Annotated in this window: 2 protein-coding genes and 1 pseudogene; all 3 read right to left on the reverse strand. The window is 71.2% G+C overall.

Going from position 1 to position 2,513, the window contains the following annotated elements:
- A pseudogene (locus AC08ON_RS15685) lies at positions 1 to 286 on the reverse strand (type II secretion system F family protein); the annotation flags it as partial.
- On the reverse strand, positions 283 to 1,008 hold the full coding sequence (locus AC08ON_RS15690) for a type II secretion system F family protein (protein ID WP_476617236.1): 726 nt from the start codon (positions 1,006 to 1,008) through the stop codon (positions 283 to 285). The gene AC08ON_RS15690 and the pseudogene AC08ON_RS15685, both read right to left, overlap by 4 nt.
- A gap of 164 nt (positions 1,009 to 1,172) precedes the next feature.
- The gene (locus tag AC08ON_RS15695; protein WP_476617237.1) at positions 1,173 to 2,483 is read right to left on the reverse strand and encodes a CpaF family protein; all 1,311 of its coding nucleotides are present in this window, start codon (positions 2,481 to 2,483) and stop codon (positions 1,173 to 1,175) included.
- Positions 2,484 to 2,513: the final 30 nt, after the last annotated feature.

Here is a 2,513-nt window from a genome sequence, read left to right on the forward strand (position 1 = left end):
TCAGCCGGCGTTGCAGGACGGCCCGGCCCCCCAGGAAACGGTCGAGTCGACCGGCGGCGTCCGCGAGTAACGGGCGCGCGAGCGCCTCGACCGCGGCGAGGCCCGGCCGCAGCACCCCCCGCGGCCGGTCGTCGAGCAGCCTCGAGGGTGTGGGGGTGTCCCGCAGGTAGGGATCGATTCGGTCAGCGAGGTGGATGCGCCGGGCCCGGGGGGAGCGGTAGACGATGATGACCAGGCCCAGCCCGACGAGGAACCCGATCAGCGCACCGCTGGCGACCGTGGTCATAATCCCGCCCCCCGGCCGGCTACCGCTCCCCCGCGCAGCACCCGGCCCTCCTCCGGCAACCGGCCGATCCGCTTCATGAGCAGGTAGGCGAGGGCCGACACGGCGCCGCCCACCACGAGCACCAGGACCCCGGTCGGGCTGTCGTAGGCCCGCACGTTCTGCCCCCGGGTGGCCAGCAGGAGCAGCACGATCCAGGGGGCGGCGAGCGCGAGTCGGGCGGCGTTCACCGTCCAACTCTGCCGCGTCTCAAGCTCGGCGCGGGTGCGGGCGTCCTCCCGCAGGAAGGTGGACAGCGTGCGCAACAGCCGGCCGAGGTCGGTCCCGCCGACCTCCCGGGCCATCCGCAGCGACTCGATGATGCGGTCGGCCACCGGATCGGCGAGCTCGTCGGCGAGGCGGTCCAGGCAGGCCGAGAACGACCCGGTGGCGCTGTAGTCCTCGCCGAACCGGGTGAAGGCCGGTCGCAGCTGCACCGGCCCCCGCACCCCCACCGCGGCCAGGCCCTCGGGCAGCGACATCCCGGCCCGCACCGCGCTGGACAGGTTGTCGACGACGTCCGGCCACAGCTCCCGCAGATCATGCCTGCGGGCATGCCGCCGGCGGACCACGAGGGCTCGGGGCAGCAGACTCGCAAACACGACGAAGGCGCCGGCCAGCGACACGGTCTCGGTGAATGCCAGGACGACCAGGCCGACCAACAGGCCCAGACCCAGGCTAATCATGACGAACTGGCGAGGGGTCACGCCGCGGATGCCCGCCTGGGCGAGCAGGTCGCTCGTCGACCGTTCCCAGCGCGCCGTCGCCGACCAGGCCGGGAACCGCGGCCGGCCGCTGGTGACGATAAGGAACAGACCCAGACCGAACAGCAGGCCGAGGAAGGTGCCCGTCAGCGCTCCACGGCGATCTCGGGCCAGCCCCCGCCAGGCCGATGATGATGGTAATCATGGTCGCTCTGGGCCAGCAGGGCGGGCAGGTCGTAGCCGGCGCGGGCGAACCGTTCGGGATGTGGCGGGAAGCCGTCGGCGCGGACCAGTCCGTCCGCGCGCGAGCGGTAGATCTGGGCAATCTCGATGACATCCCCCTCCGTCCGGCCGGGCAGCGCGACGACCTCGGTGACGCGGCGCCGGCCCGAGACGTCCTTCTCCAGATGGACGACGAGGTCCACGCTGGCGGCGACGGTGGGCACCACGAAGGCGTGGCTGACGTTCTCGCCGGCGAGCAGGGGCAGGGTGCACAGCTTCGTCACGGCCTCGCGAGCCGAGTTCGCGTGCAGGCTGCACATACCGGGCAGCCCGGAGTTGAGCGCGATCAGCAGGTCGAGCGCCTCCTCTTGGCGAACCTCGCCGACCAGGAGCCGGTCCGGGCGCATCCGCAGGGCCTCCTTGACCAGCCTGCGCAGCCGGATTTCCCCGCTGCCCTCCAGGTTGGCCTGCCGGGTCTGCATCGCCACCCAGTCGGCGGCCCGCAGCTTCAGCTCGAACACCTCCTCGCAGCTGATCACCCGTTCCCGGGCCGGGATGGCCGAGCCGAGACAGTTGAGCATGGTCGTCTTGCCGGCCTGGGTGCCGCCCGCAACGATGATGTTGAGGCCGGCGACGACGGCGGCGTCCAGAAAGGCGGCCGCTGCCAGCGTGATCGTCCCGAGACCGACCAGTTCGTCCAGGCTCGACGCGGACAGCACAAACTTACGGATGTTGATCGACCAGTGCACCCGGGTGACATCGGGGATGACCACGTGCAGCCGGGAACCATCCGGAAGCATGGCGTCGACGAACGGGGTCGAGAGATCCACCCGCCGGCCCGAGGACTTCAGCATCCGCTCGACGAGGTCCTGGACCTGATCGGCGGTCAGAATGGTCGTCGTCAGCTCGCTGCGACCGGCCCGGGCGACGAATACCCGGCCCGGCTCGTTGATCCAGACCTCCTCCACAGTCGGGTCGTCGAGGTGGCGTTGCAGCGGCCCGAACCCGGCAACCGCGTCATAGACCAGCCGGGCGGTGACGTCCCGGTCGACGACCGGGGGAAGGTCACTGACGAGGGCCCGTTCCTCATAGTCGGCGAGCACCTCGTGAACGAGCTGACGCACCTGCGCCGGGTCCCGCACGGGATCGAGAGAACGCCGCCGGACGAGCTCTCTGAGGTGAGGATTTCCGGTGTGGGCTGGGTCGGTTGCAGGCGTGGCTGACCGCGCCTGCAACCGACCCAGCCCACACCGGAAATCCTCACC

This window comes from Frankia sp. CoWAU3 (assembly GCF_977971855.1).

Bases quoted from the DNA above. Each gene is read 5' to 3' on its own strand.
- AC08ON_RS15690 (WP_476617236.1), bottom strand. From the start codon at position 1,008: ATGATTAGCCTGGGTCTGGGCCTGTTGGTCGGCCTGGTCGTCCTGGCA.